The sequence below is a fragment of the Labilibaculum sp. DW002 genome, from assembly GCF_029029525.1.
GTDB classification, from domain to species: Bacteria; Bacteroidota; Bacteroidia; order Bacteroidales; family Marinifilaceae; genus Paralabilibaculum; species Paralabilibaculum antarcticum.
The window spans coordinates 2903568-2919688 of record NZ_JAKJSC010000001.1; the positions used below are offsets into that span (position 1 = coordinate 2903568).

General features: G+C 33.9%; 13 protein-coding genes. 11 read left to right on the top strand and 2 right to left on the bottom strand.

The features are described 5' to 3' along the window. Nucleotides 1–63 precede the first annotated feature (63 nt). The 8 genes from L3049_RS11545 (at nucleotide 64) to L3049_RS11580 (ending at nucleotide 10351) form a co-directional block, all read left to right on the top strand. Nucleotides 64–864 carry a carbon-nitrogen hydrolase family protein gene (locus L3049_RS11545; protein WP_275109963.1) on the top strand — a complete coding sequence of 267 codons (801 nt, stop codon included), beginning with the start codon at nucleotides 64–66 and terminating at the stop codon, nucleotides 862–864. 524 nt (nucleotides 865–1388) lie between these two features. Then, complete coding sequence (locus L3049_RS11550; RefSeq protein WP_275109964.1) at nucleotides 1389–2627, top strand: carcinine hydrolase/isopenicillin-N N-acyltransferase family protein; 1239 nt, start codon at nucleotides 1389–1391, stop codon at nucleotides 2625–2627. Nucleotides 2628–2828: 201 nt separating this feature from the next. Further along, nucleotides 2829–3668 (top strand): hypothetical protein, encoded by an 840-nt coding sequence (locus L3049_RS11555; protein WP_275109965.1) that lies wholly within the window; start codon nucleotides 2829–2831, stop codon nucleotides 3666–3668. A 111-nt stretch (nucleotides 3669–3779) separates the two neighbouring features. Beyond that, the gene (locus L3049_RS11560) at nucleotides 3780–5447 is read left to right on the top strand and encodes a YfhO family protein (RefSeq protein ID WP_275109966.1); all 1668 of its coding nucleotides are present in this window, start codon (nucleotides 3780–3782) and stop codon (nucleotides 5445–5447) included. Further along, nucleotides 5440–6660: a CDP-glycerol glycerophosphotransferase family protein gene (locus L3049_RS11565; protein ID WP_275109967.1), complete on the top strand. Its 1221-nt coding sequence runs from the start codon at nucleotides 5440–5442 to the stop codon at nucleotides 6658–6660. Before L3049_RS11560 ends, L3049_RS11565 begins: the two co-directional genes overlap by 8 nt. Further along, complete coding sequence (locus tag L3049_RS11570; RefSeq protein ID WP_275109968.1) at nucleotides 6661–7881, top strand: CDP-glycerol glycerophosphotransferase family protein; 1221 nt, start codon at nucleotides 6661–6663, stop codon at nucleotides 7879–7881. A gap of 101 nt (nucleotides 7882–7982) precedes the next feature. Then, nucleotides 7983–9362 carry a bifunctional cytidylyltransferase/SDR family oxidoreductase gene (locus tag L3049_RS11575; protein WP_275109969.1) on the top strand — a complete coding sequence of 460 codons (1380 nt, stop codon included), beginning with the start codon at nucleotides 7983–7985 and terminating at the stop codon, nucleotides 9360–9362. A gap of 20 nt (nucleotides 9363–9382) precedes the next feature. Next, entirely contained in the window at nucleotides 9383–10351 is a 969-nt protein-coding gene (locus L3049_RS11580) for a polysaccharide pyruvyl transferase family protein (protein ID WP_275109970.1), read from the top strand. A gap of 133 nt (nucleotides 10352–10484) precedes the next feature. Here L3049_RS11580 and L3049_RS11585 read toward each other — a convergent pair whose 3' ends face one another. Together L3049_RS11585 and L3049_RS11590 are read right to left on the bottom strand one after the other, a co-directional pair. Then, entirely contained in the window at nucleotides 10485–12092 is a 1608-nt protein-coding gene (locus tag L3049_RS11585) for a formylglycine-generating enzyme family protein (RefSeq protein ID WP_275109971.1), read from the bottom strand. Nucleotides 12093–12336: 244 nt separating this feature from the next. Continuing rightward, complete coding sequence (locus L3049_RS11590; protein WP_275109972.1) at nucleotides 12337–13806, bottom strand: lipopolysaccharide biosynthesis protein; 1470 nt, start codon at nucleotides 13804–13806, stop codon at nucleotides 12337–12339. A 207-nt stretch (nucleotides 13807–14013) separates the two neighbouring features. Here L3049_RS11590 and L3049_RS11595 point away from each other — a divergent pair, with 207 nt between their 5' ends. The 3 genes from L3049_RS11595 (at nucleotide 14014) to L3049_RS11605 (ending at nucleotide 16101) form a co-directional block, all read left to right on the top strand. Beyond that, nucleotides 14014–14886 carry a cell division protein FtsX gene (locus L3049_RS11595; protein WP_275109973.1) on the top strand — a complete coding sequence of 291 codons (873 nt, stop codon included), beginning with the start codon at nucleotides 14014–14016 and terminating at the stop codon, nucleotides 14884–14886. 118 nt (nucleotides 14887–15004) lie between these two features. Then, entirely contained in the window at nucleotides 15005–15247 is a 243-nt protein-coding gene (locus tag L3049_RS11600; RefSeq protein WP_275109974.1) for a DUF3098 domain-containing protein, read from the top strand. Between the two features lie 65 nt (nucleotides 15248–15312). Then, nucleotides 15313–16101 (top strand): undecaprenyl-diphosphate phosphatase, encoded by a 789-nt coding sequence (locus L3049_RS11605; protein ID WP_275109975.1) that lies wholly within the window; start codon nucleotides 15313–15315, stop codon nucleotides 16099–16101. The last annotated feature ends 20 nt before the right edge of the window (nucleotides 16102–16121 follow it).

The following is a 16121-nucleotide window of genomic DNA, read 5'->3' on the forward strand; positions in this document are numbered from 1 at the left end:
GGTTTTGGGTAGGTATTTTTTAGAATTGTTATCTTTAATCATCCAGAACAAACCCAATCTAATATGGCAAAACTCAAATTCGCAGGCATACAAATCAATACTATTGATGCAAAAACCATTCAAGAACGGGATGCAAATTTAATGCATGCAAGCCAACTGATTAATAAACTTGAAACTGTTGATTTAATTGTACTTCCTGAGCTTTTTACCTGCGGTTATTCCCGTGAATCTTTTACCAATTTGAATATATTGGCCGAGGATGAAAAAGGAAAGAGTTTTGAGGTTTTTTCGAAAATAGCCTTAGAACGAAATTGCTACATCTGTTTTGGTTTCCCCGAAAAAAAAGATGGCAAATATTACATTTCTCAGGCAGTAATTAATCCACTAGGTCAGCTTGATGTTATCTACTCTAAGCAACACATGGCACAGTTTGGCAACTCAATGGAAAAGGAGTTCTTTGAGCGTGGTGATGAAACCATCAGCTTTGAAATCAAAGGAATTAAAATCGGTATCATGATTTGTTACGACATGCGTTTTCCTGAACTAAGTCGAAAAATGGCATTAGAACACGAGATTGATTTCCTACTTCATCCGGTTGCTTTCTCGAAGGACAACAGCTTCCCTAGCTGGCCGCATTTTGTAATCACCAGAGCACTCGAAAATCAAATCTACCTACTTAGTTTAAATCGAGCGGGAGAAGAATATGGAAATTCTCAATTTTGCCCTCCTTGGATCGATTACAACACCTCTCCTACTATTTTAAAGGATAAGGAAGATATTATCATTGGGGAAATAGATACTGATATAATCCACAAAGTACGTGAAGAATATCGCTTTAGAGAAGACAGGAAGAGTAGTTATTAATTAATAATGATAAATTATCAAAGATCTTCTGCTTTTTCACCCCTCCGTCTTCGCTCCACAATATTTTAGGGAACCCCTAAAAAGAGGAAGAAGCTTTTCGAACAACCAATAAATATCTAGTCAACTCTCAATCGTAGCAGAGGATCGGCATGAGCAACGCAAGTGGGGCCCCATAGGTGAAAAAAGCGGAAAATAGAAATGCTGTTGAGAGAGGAACGAACGAAACGATCTATTTCTATTCGCTTTTGAACCGTGATGGGTCACTGAGGTGCTGAGCCGTAGATTTTTGTTACTTTTCATCAATGGAAAAGTAAAAAATAATATTAACTGATGAATTTTACTTTCAATACTATGTCTTCTTAATTTACTCTTGTTGCATCCCTTCGTCTTGGCTCCGTGAAAAATTTCGGGATCCCAATAGGGAGAAGGGTGTTCATATCTAATCAGAACAATATTGATTCATATGTAATTAAATATTATTTTAGCCTCACTTAAACACAATCACACTAAATCACACACTAACAATGAAAAATTTACTCAGCCTGCTACTAATACTAGTAGTATCTACATGGCAATCTGCAGCTTGTACTACTGCGGTTATCTCTGGTAAACACACCAAAGACGGTCGCCCAATGATCTGGAAACTACGTGATACCGAAAGTTTCGAAAACAAAATGAAATACTTTACCGATGGAAAATATCCTTACATCGGCATGATCAATTCTAATGATGAAAAAGGAGAACAAGTTTGGGGTGGCTCCAATTCAGTTGGTTTCGCGATCATGAATTCTGCTTCCTTCAACGTAAACATGAGCGATACAACTTCTTTTAAGGATCAAGAAGGAAAGTTCATGAAGCTTGCACTACAGAAATGTGCTAACCTAGAAGAATTTGAGCAATTGCTAAAAGATCGCAAAAAACCAATGGGTCTAGCTGCACACTTTGGCGTATTGGATGCTGATGGCAATGTTGCTTTTTACGAAGTAAACAACCAAACATTTACAAAGTTTGACGCGAATGATCCTGCTCAAGCACCAAATGGCTACATCCTAAGAACCAATCACTCGTTTACTGGAAAAAAAGACATTGGCTATGGTTTTATCCGTCTTCAAACGGCTCAAAATATTTTTTATCAAGCCGATGCTTGCGGTAATATGAGTGCTCAGACAATCATTCAGAATTTTTCAAGATGTTTAAAGCATCCTGTATTGAAAAGAGATTTCAGAAAAGAGTTTGAGACTGTTCCTTATGGTCAAAACTTTGTAAACTCAGGAGATTTAATCACTCGTCATGGTTCATCATCAATGATCTTAATTGAAGGAATTAAAAAAGGCGAAGAAGCGAATATGAATACAATTTGGGCTCAAATAGGATTCCCAAATACTTCAATTGCACTACCTGTTTGGGTAAAAGGAGGCGCAAACCTACCAAAAGTACTGCAAGCTGATGGAGGTGAAAATTGCCCTTTAAATGCAATGGCAATGGAACTAAAAAACAAATGTTACCCTATTAGTCGTTCGGCAGGTTATAAATATTTAAATATTTCTGAGCTGATTAATTCAGACAAAACGGGGATTATCCAGAAATTGGAATATGCCGAAAAAGAGCTATTCAAATTTACTGAACTGAATCAAGAAAAGTGGCGCTCAAAGAAAGTTTCAAAACAAGATATTGAAGAATTCTACAATTTATTGGATAAATTTACTCTAGACACCTATGGTGGAATACTTGATGCAAAGGAATATCTAAAAATTAATAAGTAAATAAGAATTGAGTATTTAAGTTTCTCTTATATTCAATTCTTTGGAAAATTAGACATCTTACAACTTATAAGTACCCAATACACTTTAAATACTTTAGGTACTAAAAAATATTAAGTGAAGCACAGGACAAAATTGTTCTGTGCTTTTTGTATTTTAGAGCCTTAAATTGAGAATTACGAATTAGCAATTACGAATTACAAAATGAATTTTAAGTCAATATTTAAGTCCGCATTACCACATTTGGTATCCATTGTTGCCTTTATTATTATAGCATTCATCTATTTCCAACCAGCTTTGGAAGGGAAAGTGTACAAAAAAGGCGACTCGATAAATGCTTGGGGAGGGAAAAAAGAAATTATCGATTTTCGAAATGATACAGGCGAAGATCCACTATGGACCAACTCTATGTTTGGCGGAATGCCAGCCTATCAAATCAATGTCGATTATCAGGCAAAAGACATGTACTTCTTTAAGCAAATTATGGAGCTGCATACGCCTGATCCGGTTCGCTATTTACTACTATATCTTATCGGATTTTATATTCTGATGCTTTCACTTCGAATAAACCCTTGGCTGTCTTTAGCGGGAGCTATAGCTTATGCCTTTTCGACCTACTTTATCATTATTATAGGTGCTGGTCACCTTTGGAAAGTAAATGCGCTGGCTTTTATACCACCAGCTTTGGGCGGTATTCTCATGGTCTTTAGGGGGCGTTATCTGTGGGGTGGACTATTGGCAACCTTCTTCCTAATTATGGAGCTCTATTCCAACCATGTTCAAATGACTTATTACTTTGTCATCATGGTTTTCTGTATTGTGATATTCGAATTCTATCATCAATTAAAACAAAAGAACTTAGCCCATTTCTTTAAAGCTATTGGTGTTTTAGCCATCGCATCTATTATTGCACTGGGTGTTAATTTCACCAACTTATACAACTCATACGATTACACGAAATCAACAATTCGCGGGAAATCAGAACTTACTTTAGGCGATAAAGACAACAAAACTGCTGGAGTAGATAAAGATTATGGAACTTAATGGAGTTATGGTATTCAAGAAACATTAAGTTTTCTTATTCCTAATGTAAAAGGTGGAGGCGGTTCTCCGCAAGAAGGCATGCAAGTGTTGAACTACATTAATAGTGGCCAAATGAAAAGTGTTGGCGACTATTACGGATTAGAACAAGTTGACAACCATCATTATTGGGGAAATCAACCTTTTACAGTTGGGCCTGTTTACATCGGAGCAATCATTGTTTTTCTTTTCTTTTTAGGCTTATTTATTGTTGGTGGTCGCTTAAAATGGGGATTGTTAACTGCAACTATTCTGGCAATAATGCTCTCGTGGGGACATAATTTTCAGGGATTAACAGGAATCTTTTTCGATTATGTTCCTTTGTACAATAAATTTAGGGCTGTTTCATCAATTCTTATTATTGTTGAGCTTTGCATGCCTCTATTGGCCATACTTGCCGTTAAAAAAATTCTCGAAGAACCAGAAGTTTTAAAAAGCAAAATAAACATCTCATCTCTAAAAGTAAATGTACTCGTTATTCCTGCAACATTAACTGCTGGACTTGCCTTATTACTTTACCTATTACCTACTTTAGGATTAGATTTTCTGAGTGAATTCGAGCAAGGTTATTTCCAACAAATCAGCCAAGCCAATCCGAGTGCAATAGCATTTATTACCCAAATCCAAAACGACTTGGTGGATGCTAGAATAGCTATTTTTAGAGCAGATGCCTTAAGAACGATCCTTTTCATTGGCCTTGCCTTGATTGCTTTATTCGTTTTCTACAAAAAATACATCAAAACAGAACTTTTTATTGTTGCGCTTATTGTTCTTGTTGTGGCCGACTTGTATCCAATCAACAAGCGATTTACTACAAATGACAATTTTGTTGATAAGAAAGATTTGAATTTGGCTTACATGCCAACCATGGCTGATTATCAAATTCTTCAATCTGAAATAAAGAAAAAACCTGAGCTGCAATCAATCGTTAAGGATGCGGTAACGAAATATACACGTGAGCATAAAAAGTCGAGTGATTACGAAAAAGTAGCTGCACAGCTTTGGGCAGTAACCTACAATACGAATTATCGTGTTTTTGAAAAAGCAGGTTCACCATTCAAAAATGCACGAACTTCTTACTACCACAAGTCAATAGGAGGTTATCATGGAGCTAAATTGCGTCGAATTCAGGAATTGTACGATTACCACATCGAAAAAGGCAATGTGAAAGTCTTAAACATGCTTAACGCTCGCTACCTAATTACACAAGGAGAAAAGGGATTGCAAGCCAACTTCAATCCTGATGCCTTAGGCGCTGTTTGGTTGGTTAATTCGTATAAAACTGTAGCTAACTCGAACGAAGAAATAATGGCCTTACACGCTTTTAATCCTGCAATAGAAGCATTGGTTGACAAGAGATTTGAAGATCAGTTGCAAGGATTAAATATCGTTTCAGATTCTACCGCAAGTATCGAAATGAAAGAATATTCGCCAAATGCAATTTCTTACGATTACAAAGCGAATTCGGACCAATTGGCAGTATTCTCAGAAATGTATTACCAACCTGGTTGGAATGCATATATTGATGGAAAAGAAGCCAAGCATTTTAGAGCGAACTACGTATTGAGAGGAATGCGTTTACCAGCAGGAAATCACCAAATTGAGTTCAAATTTGAACCAAAAGCCTATTTCATAGGTGAGAATATTTCTTTGGCAAGTATGATTCTGTTCTTTATTCTATTGGCTGGAGGAATAGTTCTAGGAGTAAAAAACCTGATATTACAAAGTCGTAAAAATGATTAATAAAGATTCCATAGTACGAAGATTCATCAACTTTATTCAGAAAATTATTTTTCTGCATTTAGTAGTATTTTGTTTGCGAAATTTTTATTTCTTATTTGAAAAATTACTTCGAAAGGATAAGAATGTGGCCTTATTTTTCCTGACAGAAGAATTTTACTACGACAATTCAAAATACCTTTTCGAATACATGCGCGAGAAGAATGACTTTAACAGTATTCTTTTTACTGCCAATAAAGATTTGTATAAAGAAGTGAATGAGAAATTTCCTGGAGAAGTTACTTATGCTTGGTCGATGAAAGCACTAAAACTCTTTTTACGGACCAAAAATGTAATCATTTCTTACGGAACCAGTGCTGCAGTATTCTTCCCTTATTACTTGCATGAAAAATGTAAAAATATTATCTATTTAGGACATGGAACACCAGTAAAACAAATTGGCTACCAAACTCCAGTTTGGAATAAATTCGGAAAATCCTATCAGCTTCAATCCTATTCATACCTTACTGCCTGTTCAGATATTGAGTGCTTGATGCTGGCTTCTGGTTTTAGAGTTAGTTTAAATCAGATTTGGATTAGTGGAATGCCTCGATATGATTATTTACTAAGCGAAAACAATAAAAATACCAATTTGCTTCAGGAACATCCATATCTCAATAAAAAGGTAATTTTGTACGCACCCACATGGAGGGATGGCAAACTAACTGAATTTTTTCCATTTGAAGATTATACTCCAGATCAATTGCAAAAATTCTTAGAAATAAATGATGCATATCTTCTTATTCGCGGACACAAAGAATCAGTTAAACGAAAAAGTATAAAAAAGGATACTGCGTTATTTAATCTTGATAGAGTAAAAAAAGCAGAACAGGATAAATTTCCAGATGTGACGCAACTATTACCTTTTGTAGATATTTTAATCACTGATTATTCTTCCATTTTGGTCGATTTTCTACTTTTAGACAAGCCGATGTGTTTTATTCCTTACGATTTGGCAGAATACAAGAGCTATCAAGGAATCTTATTGGATTACGAGCGCAATACACCCGGTAAAAAATTCACCAGTATGAAAGAGCTTACAAGTGGGCTACAAGATTACATCGAAAATCCAAATCAAGATCAGGAATGGAGACAAACTGTATGTAGAACTTATCATCAATTTAAGGATCAAGAAAATTGTCTCCGAATTTATAAAAATATCGTAAGTCTTAAGTAAATGAAAATAATTCTACGTAGAATAAGCATTGTTATTTATGCCATTATTGGTTGGTGCATACTGCTTCCCTTAAGTTCTCTTTTTCCAAAAAAGAAAGATCTAATCGTATTTATCGGTGGTCGAAAAGAAGGTCTTTTTCAAGGAAATATTAAATTTTTATATCAACATCTTGAAAAAACACACAAGAACTTATATTTCTTAACCTATAGTAGAAAAGAATATATAGAGATAAAAAAACACTACAACAAAGTTATTTGTTACCCTAGCATTAAATCCATATACTTATTACTACGTTGTAAAATTGCAGTCGTTGATATTTATGAATGGATTAAAGATTTTAGATACTTTTTACTTTTTAGATCAAAAATAGTTCAGCTTTGGCATGGTGTGGGATTCAAACGAATTCAACTGGACAGCCCTTCTTATATCGAAGATCAGAAAAAATTTTTCCCTTCGTTAGAAGCAATTCTGTATGCACTATATCCCAAATATGATGTATTAATATCAACATCAGAATTTTATACCGAACAACTCTTCAAAAGAGCATTTAAATCAAAAAAAATTATTGAGTGCGGATATCCTAGAAATGATATTTTTTTCAGAGAAACAACTAAAAATGATTTAATTAGATGTGATATAGAAGCCTACAATAAAATATGGCAATACAAAAAAGAAGATTATAAACTAATTTTATATGCTCCTACCTATCGAGAAACTGGAGGAGACCCCATTTCAAGCCAGGCAATTCAGCTTCACGACTTAAATCAGTATGCAAAAAACAACAAGCTGATATTTGTTTTTAAATTTCACACTTACACCAATTTGTCTGATAATCAGGAATTTTTTTCTAACATTTTATCGTTCGATAATGAGCTAGATGTATATCCTGCTCTTAAAATGATGGATCTTTTAATAACAGATTATTCTTCCATTTATATGGATTACCTCTTGCTTAATAAACCCATATTGTATTATCCTTACGATTACGAAAAATATATCGAAAAAGATAGAGCTATTCAGTTCGATTATGAATGGATTACGGCAGGTGAGAAGTGTTACTCACAAAAAGAGCTTTTGGATTGGATTAGTCATATACTTATGGATGGTAAGGACACACAACAAGTTAAAAGAAGTGAGATTTGCGATCTTGCTTTTACCTATAAGGATGGAAAAGCATCGGAACGTATCAGCAACGAAATAGACAAAATGTTAATGAAATAGTTCCTAATATATCTGTCGGGCTTCACTACTAGCCAAATAAATAGTAAATTCGCACTTGTAACAAAGAATAAATTTTTTCATCTATATCAGGTAAAAACAATATGAGAAATATTGGTGTAATTTTAGCCGGAGGGAATGGTTCCCGATTTGGAGGCAATCTCCCAAAACAGTTTATAAAGGTAGCTGGCAAAACGATTATTGAACACACGTTGGATGTTTTTCAAAAATGTGAGAGTATAGATGAGGTAGCCATTGTAATAAACCCAAGCTTTACCAACGAAATAGAAACCATTGTAAACAACAATCAATACAATAAGGTTAAGAAAATATTATTGGGTGGCAAAGAGAGAAGCGATTCCAGTCTGGCAGCTATTAATGCATACCAGGATGAGGAGAATGCCGACGAAATAAAACTCATTTTTCACGATGCTGTACGTCCTTTTATCAATCGAACTATTATTAATGAAGTTATTGATAGCTTAAGCACTTGTAATGCGGTTGACGTAGCCATAAAAGCTACTGACACAATTATTGAGGTTTGTGATAAAGATAAGATTGTAAATGTCCCTAATCGAGATCAGCTTCGACAAGGACAAACACCACAAGCATTTCGTTTAAAAACTATTAAAAAAGCCTACAAAAAAGCTCTTACTGATCCGTTTTTTAAAGCAACCGACGATTGCGGTATTGTGTTAAAATACCTACCAGAAGAATCCATTACTGTGGTAGAAGGTTCGGCCGAAAACATAAAAATCACCTACGATTTAGATATGTTTATCGCCGATAAATTATTCCAGCTAAAGAATCAGGAATTTAAAACATCAGATTTTAAACCTAAGAATTTCGATCAGATTAAAAACAAATGCATTGTTATTTTTGGTGGAAGCTACGGAATAGGAAAAGACATTTATAATATTTGTAAAGAAGCAGGCGCTCAAGTTTTCTCCTTTAGCAGATCGGAAAATAAAGTAAATGTTAAAATAGTTGAGGATGTTAAAAAAAGCCTAGATGAAGTTTACCAAACAACAGGAAAAATTAATTACATCATTAACACTGCTGCTATATTGAACAAAGAAGCACTGGTAAACGTTGATCAGGAAACTGCCGAAGAAATAATTGCAGTGAACTTTCTAGGCATGGTAAATGTTGCAAAAGAAAGTTTTAAATATCTTAAAGACACTCAAGGTCATTTACTTTTATTTACTTCTAGTTCTTATACCAGAGGAAGAGCATCCTACAGTTTATACTCTTCGACAAAGGCTGCAGCTGTAAATTTCACACAAGCAATATCCGAAGAATGGAAAAATTTTGGTATTCGCGTAAATTGCATTAATCCAGAAAGAACAAGAACACCTATGCGGGTTAAAAACTTTGGCAACGAACCTGTGAATAGTCTACTTAAATCAGAAGATGTAGCAAAAATATCAATACAAACACTTTTATCTGACTTGACAGGCCAAGTAGTTTATATTAAGAAATAACTCTAGAAAATCTGCTACAAATGAAATTTGGACTATTAGTTTATTGGGATAAAGTTAGGAATATAGGGGAGTACATTCAAAGTTTAGCACCTCTTCCTTTCTTGCCTCAAGTAGATCAATTTATAAACAAAGAAACACTCTCTGACTATTCAGGAGATAAGCATAAGCTTATTTTAAATGGTTGGTTTATGCATTATCCTCAAAATTGGCCTCCGAGTAACAACATCAAACCTCTGATTATTTCATTTCATATTTCACCAAAAACCAAAGATCTATTGCTTAATGATAAAGCCATTGAGTATTATAAATTACACGAACCAATTGGTTGCAGAGATCATGATACACTTGAATTATTAAAAAACAAGGGCGTAAATGCCTATTTTTCTGGCTGCTTAACACTTGCATTAGATAGAAATCTCTACAAAGATGAGAACTATCAAGACAAGATCATTTTTAGCGATGTATTGTACAATATGGCAAGATACAACCCTAATTTAACGCTAAAGACTCTTTTCCGTAGTTTTTTACGAACACCAAAGGTGATTTATCAGGCTTGGAAAAAAAAGCAACTGATTAATAAATTGTTCCCAAAAGATATCCGAAAAAAGGCAAAGTATATTATTCAGGAACGTAGCTTAAAAAAATTCACTCATGATGAACGATTTGATGTCGCTACTGATTTCTTAAAACAGTTAGCCAATGCGAAACTTGTTGTTACTTCTCGTTTGCATACTGCTCTACCCTGTCTTGCTTTTGGAACTCCAGTTATTTTTATTGATGGAAAACTAAGCCGAAAATTTGATTCTAGTAGATTGAGTAGCTATACCGACTCGATGTTGAACACAATTAATATGAATGAAATTCAACAAAAATCTTCTGAAGAACTTCATGAAATGATAAACAAATATTCCCAAGGAAATCCTAATACTTATTTAAGATACAGAAATGAATTAATCGAACGAGTTCAGAAATTCATCAATAAAAATTAACCATACAATATGAATTGATTTTTAAATCAACACTTTAGCTTTAATGCTATTGTAAGATGAGAATTAGTCAATAAAAAAGCTGTTTCAATATTTAATTGAAACAGCTTTTTTATTTTGATTATTAAAGTCTAAATTAATTTACCGACTTAACAAGTCGTATACCATGAGCTCTATAGGTAACAAGATTATCTGGATTATTGTCATGACGATTTGCAACGCGGCAAGAATTATCATTACTTAAATAGCCAGCACCACGTCCAACACGATTTGAACCCGTTTCTGCTCCAGTAGGATTCGTCTGACTATCACTACCATAAGCTTCATACCAATCGGCACACCATTCCCACACATTGCCACTCATATCATAAATACCAAGTTCATTAGCTTGTTTTTCTCCTACAGGATGAGCAAATTCTTCTGTAGTATACTCATTCCATGCTACATCTGCATAATCATTACTACCACTATATTTATAACCTTCACTTAAATTACCACCTCTGGCGGCAAATTCCCATTCTGCTTCATAAGGTAGACGTCCTCCTGCCCATTTACAATAAGCATTGGCTCCATACCATGTTATTCCAATAGCTGGACATTCTATTGTAGGCGCATTAATAGAACTCTTAAAATCGAACTTTCCATCAACAATTGAAAGAGGACAAAAGCTTTCGTCCATATTTATGTAAGTTACATTTCCATACTCGCTGTCATTAAAAGTTCCATCACTATTACATTCTATTGCATTTAAAAATTTAATAAACTGGCCTTGCGTAACTTCATATTTACTCATTTGAAAGCTACTTACTGTAACTGTATGTACAGGATATTCATCTTCTTGAGAGAAACCACCTTCAAAAGTATTTCCCATTTGAAAAGTACCGCCTTCAACAGTAACAAACTCGATAGGCTTAATTTCAATATCTTCAGCCAATATAATTTTTAATGGTTCATTGTTATTATCAACATTATAATATTGCAAAGAGTCGGACGAAAATGAATAAACATAGCTTTTATAACCTGATTTAGAAATAGTCATATCATATGTAGAAACATTAGCTCTTAGGCTAAGAGTATTCGTAATTGCAGCAAGATCTCCTTCATACAATACAGTATCTTCATTTTTTACAACAATCGATGCTGTAGTCAAATCCCAATTTAGGATACTAGAATTATAAACAAACGTGCTAATAGAAAAGTCAAAGAATGGGACCACATCAAAACTTATGGTAGAATATCCAAAATCACTAGGAGAACTATCTCCAATAGCTAAAACTTCAGGTACCAATTTTAATACTTCATCTTTTGTCACTTCAAAATCAATAGAAAGAGGATTCTCAACTAAATAAGCTTTTTCAGAATCAACTAGAGGCGCAGCATAAATAACATTGTTAGTATCATCCATAACAAGAAACTCGGTAAGAGAATACTCTCCAACGGTTAAGCTTATTGGGCTTGCAATATAATACCCATTCATATTTAACAAATGAATATTTTCTTTGTCATAAACAACAGAACCATCTTTCCTTGTCATACTAATCACAACAGACTTTATTATCGTTTCAGATGTTTTTAAACTAGATAATCCTAAAGCTTTAACATTACTTTCAGATAAATTTATAGAAATTTCTACCTTCCCAGTAGCTTTAGCATTATCATCCTCATTATCTGAGGTTGAACATGAAATTACTGATGAGGTAATTATTAAAATAAAAACCAATCTTAATAGTTTAAATGTTTTCATATTATTTATTTAGTGTATATTTTCATTGTGAAATTAAAAAATATATCTCAAGATCCTAGTTAACATTAATAAAATAGAATGCATATACATAATAATAACATGTCCTTTTTTCAACTAAGCAAAACGACTGGGAAGGCCGTTTCGACGAATTTAAATCACTTTGTGAGGTTGTTTATCTTGAACGCACTCCATCTATTTCTACTACCGAAATAATCGAAATCATTAAAGAATAAATCTTTAGCATTTAAAATTTCAATTGCTTTTTCACAAACTTATTAAAGTCTGTGGAGATGTGTAATGCGTAAGAAATTGATACATACAATCCTCCAACTAGGCTTGAGCGGAGCACAATATCAACAAGATAGGAATCCATTCTTGGTAAGAAATAGCCGGAAAAATAGGCGATTAAAGAAATTAATATCACCAAAAGGTACTTTTTATTAAGTGGTTGAAGTTGATATTTACGATAGAGGAATAAATACTTCGCCAAATTAAAGATTAGCGTTGATAACAGAGAGGCAAAGGCAGCTCCATTTATTCCCCAAATCGGTATCATGATTGCATTTGAAACAATCACCAAAAGGCTATAAGATCCCATAAAAACTGTCTGCATTTTGTAGTAGGGAGAAGATTGAATGATCACTCCACTCACGCCAGAAAGCATTTGAATTACATGAGCAAGGCCAATAAGAAATACGACATACCTACCCTCTACAAATTTATCGCTTACAATTTCAAATACATTATCGATATTTACCCAAATACCAATGAACAAAAGACATCCAAGCATAAACTGATGCAAGCCACTTTGGGAATAAATCTGCGAGATAGTACTCAAATCATTCCTTTTCCATGCTTCAGCAATAACCGTGCTTGATATCTTTCGTAAGCTTCTCGCTGGCATAGAAACCAACACTCCAAAATAGGCCATGATACCAAAAATACCATTTGCTCCCAAGCCAATGTAACTTACAATCATGATTCGATCGATCTGATTTGCCAATTTATCGCTCAAACCATTCATAATTCCAAACAAGGACACACTGGTTATCGATTTTCGAAGTTCGGGAGTTATAAATTTTAAATTGGATGCAAAAGATATTTGACCTCTCCACCACAAAAGCATAAACAAAAATACCGTAGGAGAGCAGTAAGCCAAAACGTAATAGAACACAAACTGAGAGAAGTCAATCGCCTCAAAAACAAACAATAGAATAAAACTGAGATTGAGTAATTTAAATACAATATCTCTAAAAATAGTTCCAGATACAGCATCGTACATTACCCGGTTGTAGCCTTCGAAAAGATTATAAAATAAAGTGAAAAACACCAAGGGAATCAAGTAAATAAGGTAATCTAAATACAATGGCGATTCTTCACTATACATATTTACCGCAACAGGTTGCAAGATAAAATAGCTAATTAATGAAAGCATAAAACCAGCCATCCCAACCCAAAACAAAATAAAAAGATAGCCGTTATGATTTACATTTTCGTTTCGGAAATAAGGAAACAAACGAGCGGTAACATTGTTAAAACCAAGCGATGAAAACTGGGCTGCAACTGTAGTTATTGCACCTAGCCATAATATCAATCCAATTTGATCTGTTGCAAAAAATTTAGGAAAAAGAATGCCTGTATTTACAAGCCCCAAAATGGCACCAATATAGGAAACCACAGTTCCTTTTATAGTTTGTTGACGAATGATTCCCAAGCTGTAGAATTGAATTAAAAATGGATTTAATTACAAATTTAACAAAATAGATTTCTTGTGAAAGGGTTTCAAAATGAGAGTCTCATTCAAATTCAAGCTAGTAATGATATATTTTGAATGAAAAATTGTATTTTCGCATGACATCCAGTCAAATTTTGCTTAACATTTGATCTAACAATCAAATACAATTCTTTAATTTCGTTTAGAATGACATACAAAGAAAAAGGTACAAAACGTAGACTTCGTTCCTCATATATTACTTCGGTTATTAGTATTTCATTGGTTCTTTTCATGCTAGGATTAATGGGTTTACTGATCCTAAACGCCAATCAGCTATCCAATTATGTGAAAGAAAATATTGGTGTTTCTATAATCCTAAAAGATAAAGTTAAAGAAGTAGAAACGCGTCGTTTGCAAAAAACACTAGATGCAACAAGCTATGTAAAGTCAACTGAATTTGTCGATAAGGAAACAGCTGCCAAAGAGCTTCAAGCGGAATTGGGCGAAGATTTTATCTCCTTTTTAGGTTACAATCCCCTACTCGCTTCAATTGATGTAAAACTTTACGCTGAATATGCCAATCCTGATAGTATTGCAGTAATCGAAAAAGATTTTAAAAAATTCAGTCAGGTACAGGAGATTTCTTACCAAAAATCATTGGTTCATCTTGTTAATGAGAATGTAAAACGCATCAGTTTAATTATTTTAGGCTTTAGCGCATTGCTATTCATTATCTCTTTTACACTGATTAACAACACCATTCGCCTTTCCATTTATGCACAGCGATTCATTATCAACACCATGCAATTGGTAGGTGCCACTCGTGGATTTATTCGCAAACCCTTTATGGCTAAAACCCTAATGCAAGGAATATTGGGTGCATTAATTGCCAATGCAATGCTCTTAGGTGTAATCTATTTTTCACAAAAAGAATTAAGACAGGTTATTAATTTTACCAATGTTGAAATGATTGGAGCCTTGTTTCTAATCATTTTATTGATGGGGCTTTTTATCACCTGGATATCGACCTTATTTGCTGTAAATAAATACTTAAGACTAGAATCAAGATCTCTGTATTAGCAATCGCTTTGATTTGCAATACCGATCTTGTTGGTCGCATTTGCTATAACATAAGGCACTTTAAATAGTTTATTGTATTTTTGATCTCTAATTGTCAAAACAGACAAAATTTTCACACATGAACAATCAAGATAAAAAACTCGATTTTGCCCTTTCAAAAGAAAACTACAAGCTAATTGTAATTGGTTTCGTAATTATTATTGTAGGATTTCTATTGATGATGGGAGGCGGATCGGATGATCCTAATGTCTTTGATGAAAGCATTTTTAGTTTTAGAAGAATTACTTTAGCGCCGATGGTGGTCTTGTTTGGTTTCGCTTTCGAAATCTACGCCATCATGAAAAAGCCTAAAAAACAATAAATCTTTTTATTAACATCCTATTTGCTACCGATTGTTCAATTGGTTAGCACTCTATTTATTATTGTATGAACTGGATAGAAGCCCTTATTTTAGGATTAGTACAAGGATTAACAGAATTTTTACCTGTAAGTTCTAGCGGTCATCTGGAGATTGGGAAAGCCCTTTTAGGTGTAAATGCAGAAGATAATTTGAGATTTACAGTTGTAGTGCATGGTGCTACTGTTTTGAGTACGTTGATTGTATTTCGAAAAGATATTTGGTCCTTAATACAAGGCTTATTTGAATTCAAATGGAATGATTCAACACAGTATGTAGCGAAGATTGCTTTTTCAATGCTACCAATTGCTATTGTTGGGCTTTTCTTTAAAGATCAGGTAGAAGAAATTTTTAATACAGATAAGATTTTATTTCTTGTAGGTTGTATGCTTTTGATTACAGCTGCACTTTTAGCCTTTACTTTCTACGCTAAGCAAAAAGAGAAAGAGATAAGCTTTCGTGACGCTTTAATTATTGGCGTAGCACAAACTTTTGCTGTAATGCCAGGTATTTCACGTTCAGGTTCAACCATTGCAACAGGTTTGTTATTAGGAAATAAGAAATCGGAAGTGGCTAAGTTTTCTTTTTTAATGGTTCTTGTTCCAATTATCGGAGAAAACATACTAAGTATTTTTAAAACGGATGTTTCTACTGCTGCTAGTATTGATACATCGATTTTGGTTGTTGGTTTTATTGCTGCCTTTGCCTCTGGCTTGTTGGCATGTAGCTGGATGATTAAATTAGTGAAGAAAGGCAAACTAATTTATTTTGCAATTTATTGCTTGATTATCGGACTTATTGCCATTTTTGCATCCTAATTCTTAAAAAATGGGTTCTC